This window comes from Capnocytophaga sp. oral taxon 326 str. F0382, from assembly GCF_000318295.1.
GTDB lineage: Bacteria > Bacteroidota > Bacteroidia > Flavobacteriales > Flavobacteriaceae > Capnocytophaga > Capnocytophaga periodontitidis.
The window spans coordinates 29,081-36,365 of record NZ_KB291438.1; the positions used below are offsets into that span (position 1 = coordinate 29,081).

Sequence of the window (7,285 nt, forward strand, 5' to 3'; positions counted from 1 at the left end):
GAATGGACGCTTTTTTTAATGACGAATTACGAGAGACGAATTACGAATGACGAGAGACGAATGACGAGCTGTATGGGCAAGAAATTTTAGCAAAGGATAATCATTTACTTTTAGAGTATGTTATATAGAAAAACCAACAATGAATAAAGAATTGCTTCTCCAAAAAGAAAAAACTATAGCTTCATTAGTTTTTTATAATCGGGATTTGTATTTTTTAAATATATCAGGGTTTTGTATTTCTAATTTTCTGTTTTTGCTCAGCTCTAAAAACTCTTGTTCTTTATCAATACCAACAAATTTTCTGCCTTGCAAATTAGCCGCAATACCTGTAGTTGAACTCCCTGTAAAAGGGTCTAATATCCAAGCATTAGGTGGGGTAGAAGCTAAAATAAGTCTTGTAAGTACTGATAAGGGTTTTTGAGTAGGGTGTTTGCCACACGACTTTTCCCAAGGAGCAATCGCGGGGAAACGCCATACATCTTTCATTTGCTTATTACCATTCAGCTGTTTCATTAGTTCGTAATTGAAGTAATGAGGCGTTTTTTCTTCTTTTCTTGCCCAAATGATTTGCTCAGTAGAATGGGTAAAGTACCTACAAGAAAAGTTAGGGGGTGGATTGGTTTTCTCCCAAGTGATAATATTGAGTATTTTAAAACCTAATTCTGTAAGTATTTGTCCTACTGAAAAGATGTTATGCATCGTACCACTAATCCAAATAGTAGCCTCTTCTTTCATCACTTCGCGTACTAAAGTAAGCCATTGTCTATTAAAATCATTTACAAAAGCTATCCCTTTTGATTTATCCCAATCTCCTTTATTAACGCTTACAATCTCGCCATTATTTACAGTAAGTCCTCCATTTGATAAAAAATAAGGAGGATCTGCAAAGACCATATCAAACTTGCGATGAAACTGTGGCAATAGTTCCATCGTATCTCCGTGAAGGAGGTAAAATGATTTGTCTTGAGATTTGAAATAGGGGTTAAGCATTATTCAGGGACAGGCAAACCTAATTTTATTAATGGAATATACTCAAAGAAATAATAACAATGTACACTATGAATATAGTCTAAAACATCTTTGTATTCAGGCTTCCTAAACCAATCACTTAATAGATAAATGTATTCTACTTCTATATTTGCTTTTGATAAAAGTTTTTGGTATTGTTTTCTTTTAAAATCACAAGTTTGCAATTTTTCATCTACTGAACCTGCTACTTGTTGAAATTTACATTCAATTATGAATAATGTATTTGCTATAATTACAAATATACTATCATCGGGCAGTAATCTTTTAGATATTAATTGTTTCCAATCAATATCTAACTCTTTTAGGAAATCATAGAAACCGTATTTTTTAAAAATTCTTCCAACAAGTTCTCCTTTGTAAAAAACATTATTTTCTTTTACTTCATAACCTTTTTGAGAGTTTAGAAATTCTGCTAAATCAGTTTTACCTTCAAAAGCTAAACCTGTTTTTGTATTTCCTCCTCCTTTTCCTCCATAAATCATATAGTTAAAAAATTATTAGTATAGTTGTTAATTAATAATTCATTTAATACCCCTCGTTTTTTAGGGTTAGCATTGATACTTCTCTTAGCTAATACGCGCTTTATCTCAAAGTCAGCATATAGTTCATCAAAAAAATGATTATTTTTGTCTTTCCCTTTTACATCTGAATTACTGAGTATCCAATAGTGATTGAGGTTGTCTAATTTTTGGCAGAAATCTCTTAATCTAATTTGTTCGTTATCGTCAAAATTGTCTTTTGCATAAGCATTGAAGTTAGAGGTTTTGCTCAAAGGTTTGTAAGGTGGATCAAAGTAGAACAAGGTGTTCCCCTCGGCATATTGAATGGTTTGCTCGAAATCACCACATATAATTTCCACCTTTTGTAATGCTTTACTTAATGCTAAAATGTTTTCTTTATCGCAAATCATAGGTCGTTTGTAACTCCCTATGGGCACATTGAACTCATTTTTACTATTTACACGATACAAACCATTGAAACAAGTGCGATTTAAGAATATAAATAAGGCTGATTGCCTTAGTTTGTCTTCATTTCTGCTATTAAACAAGGCTCTTTTCTCATAATAGTATGCTTTTTTAGCCTCTTGTTGATCTTCTAAAGCGTGGTATTCTCTTTGTAAATGCTCAAGAATGGTTATTAACGGCTCAGGATTTTCGGCAATAGTGCAATAAGTATCTATCAAATCTTTGTTGATATCATTGATTATTGCTTTTTTCATATTAGGAAACTCATTGAGTAACCAAAATAGGACAGCTCCACTCCCTACAAAAGGTTCTATGTAGGTAAAACTCTCATTATGAACAAAATTAGGCAAATTATTTTTGATTTGTTCTATGAGCTGTGTTTTACCTCCTGCCCATTTTAAGAAAGGTTTTGCTATGTGATTTGTGTTTTTTCTCATTAATTTTTTATCTACGCTTTTGTTTAATTAAACAACAATTCACGGTATTTCGTCAGTGTCCAAAGCTCGTCATCTACCATAAGCTCGAGTTTGTCGCAATGGTAGCGTATTACCTCAAAGAAAGGTTTTACTTGTGTGCAATAGGCATCGGCTTTGGCTTCAAAATCGGGAAGGTGATTGGCGTGCTTGCGCGCTTCTACCATTGCCTCTACCTGACTGTGGATCACCTTGATATGTTCGGAAATATGGCGTATGAGCTCTAATTGCTCGGCAGCTACTTCTTGGTAGCTATCGCCAAATATTTCTTTTAAGCCTTTCACGTTTTCAATAAGGGTGTTTTGGTAGCGCACGGCTGTTGGCACCACGTGATTACGGGCAATATCGCCTAATACACGTGATTCTATCTGCACAGTTTTCACGTATTCTTCTAAGCCAATTTCATAACGCGCCAAAAGCTCTACTTTGCTCAGTACTCCTGTACTTTCAAACAAAGCCACAGCCTTCTCACTGATGTTTTCTTTCAGTGCCTCAGGTGTCGTTTTATGATTACTCAAACCACGGCGGGCAGCCTCTTCCTCCCATTCTTTGCTATAACCGTCGCCCTCAAAGCGTATTTTCTTACTTTCCTTAATGTAGCGACGCAACACTTTAAAAATAGCATCTTCTTTCTTCTTGCCCCCTTCTATAAGCGCATCAACTGCTTTCTTAAAGTCGGTGAGCTGCTGAGCTACAATGGTGCTCAGTACCATTGTAGGTTTGCCACAGTTGGCTTTAGAGCCCACCGCGCGAAACTCGAACTTGTTACCCGTAAAGGCGAAAGGCGAGGTGCGATTGCGGTCGGTAGTGTCGAGGAAGAGGTCGGGTATTTTGCCTACTACATTCAGTTTGAGTTCGGTTTTTTCTTCGGGAGATAGGTTATCAGACGATACTTCTAAGGCGTTGAGCACTTGGGTAAGCTGTTCGCCTATAAATACCGATACTATGGCAGGCGGTGCTTCATTAGCACCTAATCGGTAATCGTTAGTCGCCGATGCTACTGAGGCTCTTAACAAAGGCTCATATTCGCATACTGCCTTGATAGTGCAGATGAAGAAAGTGAGGAATTGCAGGTTCTTGATAGGCGTTTTGCTAGGTGCTAAAAGGTTTACGCCTGTATCGGTTACAAGCGACCAGTTGTTATGCTTGCCCGACCCATTCACCCCTGCAAAGGGTTTTTCGTGGAATAGGATTACAAAGTCGTGGCGCTCGGCTACCTTGCGCATCACGTCCATCAGCAAAGAGTTTTGATCGACAGCAAGGTTGGCTTCTTCAAAGATAGGAGCCAATTCAAACTGGTTAGGTGCGACCTCATTATGGCGCGTTTTCACGGGGATACCAAGCAATAGGCACTCTTGCTCCAAATCGCGCATAAAAGCCAACACACGGCTTGGAATTGCCCCTAAATAGTGGTCGTCTAGCTGTTGTCCTTTCGCCGCTTGATGTCCTAAGAGGGTGCGACCGGTAATCATCAAATCGGGGCGAGTATTAGCAAGGGCTTTATCAATGAGGAAGTACTCTTGTTCACAGCCTAAGGTAGTGGTTACTTTGCTCACATTTTTGTCGAAATAGCGGGCTACTTCGGTAGCTGCTTGGTCGAGAGCACTAAGGGCTTTGAGCAATGGCGTTTTGTTGTCCAATGCCTCGCCTGTATAGGCAATGAATATTGTAGGGATACAAAGCACGGTGCCGTAGACAAAAGGCGGTGAAGAAGGATCCCAAGCAGTGTAGCCACGTGCCTCAAAAGTATTGCGGATACCACCATTGGGGAAGCTGGAAGCATCCGATTCTTGTTGTACGAGCTGTCCGCCTCCAAAGCGTTCGATAGCGCGGTCGCGGGTAACGGGCTCAAAGAAAGCGTCGTGTTTTTCGGCAGTGCCCCCTGTAAGAGGTTGAAACCAGTGAGTGTAATGAGTAGCGCCTTTAGAGATTGCCCAATCGCGCATAGCGGTCGCCACTTGGTCGGCTACACGGCGGTCGATTTTAGTGCCATTGTGTATGGCGTTCATTACAGCGGCAAAGGCATCGCGGGTCATCAGTTGGCGCATAGCCTCTTCGTTGAATACATTTTGAGCAAACAGTTCGGAGCGTTTGCCATTTTCGGGTACTGCCACCGGTTTGCGGTTTTGTGCGGTAGTAAGAGCGATGAATCTTAGCATAGGTAACAGGTAAGTTATTATTATTTTAGTTTTTAGGTAATTTTTGAGAGTTTTCGGCAATTGCTTTCTCATCACGAGCTACTTTGCGCTCCAATTTCTTAATATCTTCGGCGGGAGGTAATTCTTCTGGCTTGATACCACGTTGTCCTAACATTTGTCGGACGGTTTGGTTATTTTGTATGTGCTCGTGTGTGATGGCAGATTCGCCGTGCAAATCATTACTTTCCACATTGTAATTAGTCATTTCCGTAGCGAGGTTTTTAGCAGCAATGGTAAGTGTTGGTAAGAAAGTAGTATGTCCACCAAAAAGAGCAGTATCGTCTTTAGAGCGGATACGTGCAAAGCCTTTATCATCAACGCCACGCTCATAAATATTCTGTGAGAGTTGCTTTTCAGCACTTCTGAGTTTATCGCGCGTTTCTAAACGAGAAAGCAAGTTAAGACGTTCTTCGATGAGCTCTGCCTTACGTGTTTGTACCGCAAAATAACTCTGAGCAAAAGCCACTTCTTCTTTTTTAGGATCGCCATTCTGTGCAATGAGATAGCAGGCGTAACGAGTAAGCATAAAATCTACCACTTCACGCTTTCCTCCTTTACCAATCTCGATCATTTTCGTGACCTCACGAAAATGGTCATCTACATTGATTTGTTGCGACTTACACGAAGCAACTGCTCGGTGTATAGCCACTAAAAAGTTTTCCCAACGGGCATAGCCCAATATGGTTTGTAATTCACGGGCAAACCATACTTCTATTTTCTCTTTGGCATCTTCACTCTCTATATGGTGTGTAATGCTATCGAATTGGTTTTTGTACTGTAGAATACTATTCTTATCCATAATAGTGTGAGCCGCACGGGCAGTTTTATTAAAAGGGTTAGGCTGGGAATAGGAACGCTTTTTAACGAGTAACAACTATGAACTAACTACTAATCTTTAATAATTATCTTCCCAGTGAAAAAGTACATCGTCGAACTTATAATTCTTCAAATCTTCAGGACTGATAAAGAAATTGGCTACGCCACCTCCATTTCCCCAATAAATCTCTTCTCCTTCAACGTTATCAATATCTATTTGTAGGAGAAGGAGCGTATGAGGGTCGTTTTCTTCACGTGGGTCATACTCAATGAAGTAAGGATACCCCCCTATTTTGTGTCCTGTGGGTTCTTTTAGGAGAGAAGCATTGATTTCCTCACAAATATCATTGGGTACTTCCTCGAAAAATTCATCAATAGTGGTTATTTGGGTTGAAAAGGCTTCATTCCACTTCTCAAAGAAGAGTTGGTTAGCAGCCCTTTCTTCTAAAGAAATACTCTCGGTATCTTTTCTGAAATGCAAAGCAAATTGTTTCCCAGAATTGAAAGGCAGATTCTCGTTATCGAAAGTGTAATCATCGATAAAATCATCTATAGGCAAGGCTTCAGTAATAGTGGGGTAATAGAGTACCCGTTTATTATCATTGCTACAAGGGTTATTAAGGTCTAAGCCATATAGATAATCAGTTGTTGGTGCTATCCAAAACTGCAAAAGTCCTTTTTTGGGATATAGATTGTTTTCGGGCAATTGCTCGCAGTTGATTTGCGCTAGCATAAAGAGGGGTTTACCCTCGGCACTGGTAGGGAGGGATCCTCCTTGGGGGATGTAGGGGAGTCCGCCGAACTTGCTATCGGTGAGGGCTAAGTCATCGGCTGGGGATAGAGAAATGCGGATTACCTCACGCTGTGTGGTAGCGTTGAGGTGGGCGATGAGTTGCTCGATTTGGGTTTGTGTTGGGAGCATATATTGATTGTTGTTTATTTATCAGGCGAGGCGGACTGGTCGGACGAGGCGGACGCAGTTTTTAGTATTAACTTTGGCTATCTCGACCATTTTCGTGAGGTCACGAAAATGATCATCTACATTGATTTGCTGTGACTTAAATATGTTGGTTTAATAATTATCTTCCCAGTGAAAAAGTACATCATCGAACTTATAATTTTTCAAATCTTCAGGATTATTGTCTGAACTTCTTTATTTCGGCTTCGGTACAGTCAAAAAAGCAAGACATTTCTTTATCTTTTTCATCATAACAATTTTCTTGTATTACATAGGTTATAGTTTCTGTGGTGAGGTCTTTTACCGCAAATACCCAAGCTGTTATCCCTTCTAATTGGTTATGAAGCAAGTATCTTGAATTTTTTCAAGTGAAGTATATCAGGAGCATATTTCTCTACTTGCGTAGGTAATGCTCCTATATATTTAAATTTAGTTTCCACCTTCATTTTTGTTTCATGTTTATATACTACATCTTCCTTTATACCGGTTACTAACAAATAGTTTTTAGCCTTTTCTTGATCTTCTTTTTCATTTTTTGAAGTGCTTTTCACTAAGAAGATTTTCTTATTTGAGACTTTGTATATGTAATAATCGGCGGTATCGTTATGCAACGTTTTGTTTTTCTTTTCGCAATTGCCATATTGCTCAAAAGTTAGGGCATTGAGGCGCACATACGAGGGGGCAATAAGTTTAAATGTTCCTGTTATAGAAGAGAAACAGTCGTAGCCACAAGGGGCAAAGTAATACGACCTATATTGATTTTTGTCGTTCTTTTCAAATTCCGTTGCAATACCTGATATTTCATCTTCGTATTTCGTAAGTTCAAATAAGTTGCTGTCTTCTTCT

The 7,285-nt window shown here is 39.2% G+C and carries 8 protein-coding genes; all 8 read right to left on the reverse strand.

The window, feature by feature from the left end; genetic code table 11:
* Positions 1–192 precede the first annotated feature (192 nt).
* Complete coding sequence (locus HMPREF9073_RS10965; protein WP_009413832.1) at positions 193–990, reverse strand: site-specific DNA-methyltransferase; 798 nt, start codon at positions 988–990, stop codon at positions 193–195.
* A complete protein-coding gene (locus tag HMPREF9073_RS10970) occupies positions 990–1,511 on the reverse strand; it encodes a PD-(D/E)XK nuclease superfamily protein (RefSeq protein ID WP_009413833.1) in 522 nt (173 codons plus the stop codon). Before HMPREF9073_RS10970 ends, HMPREF9073_RS10965 begins: the two co-directional genes overlap by 1 nt.
* Positions 1,508–2,431, reverse strand: coding sequence for a DNA adenine methylase (locus HMPREF9073_RS10975; protein WP_009413834.1), 924 nt, complete (start codon positions 2,429–2,431; stop codon positions 1,508–1,510). The genes HMPREF9073_RS10970 and HMPREF9073_RS10975 overlap by 4 nt, the downstream gene beginning before the upstream one ends.
* Before the next feature lie 23 nt (positions 2,432–2,454).
* Positions 2,455–4,626 (reverse strand): glutamine synthetase III, encoded by a 2,172-nt coding sequence (locus tag HMPREF9073_RS10980; protein ID WP_034555829.1) that lies wholly within the window; start codon positions 4,624–4,626, stop codon positions 2,455–2,457.
* Between the two features lie 25 nt (positions 4,627–4,651).
* Entirely contained in the window at positions 4,652–5,464 is an 813-nt protein-coding gene (locus tag HMPREF9073_RS10985) for a DNA damage-inducible protein D (protein ID WP_009413836.1), read from the reverse strand.
* Between the two features lie 96 nt (positions 5,465–5,560).
* On the reverse strand, positions 5,561–6,403 hold the full coding sequence (locus HMPREF9073_RS10990) for a YwqG family protein (RefSeq protein WP_009413837.1): 843 nt from the start codon (positions 6,401–6,403) through the stop codon (positions 5,561–5,563).
* 214 nt (positions 6,404–6,617) lie between these two features.
* On the reverse strand, positions 6,618–6,788 hold the full coding sequence (locus HMPREF9073_RS16375) for a hypothetical protein (protein ID WP_009413838.1): 171 nt from the start codon (positions 6,786–6,788) through the stop codon (positions 6,618–6,620).
* Positions 6,778–7,285: hypothetical protein (locus tag HMPREF9073_RS10995; RefSeq protein WP_009413839.1), on the reverse strand; the 508-nt coding region annotated here is incomplete at its 5' end. The genes HMPREF9073_RS10995 and HMPREF9073_RS16375, both read right to left, overlap by 11 nt.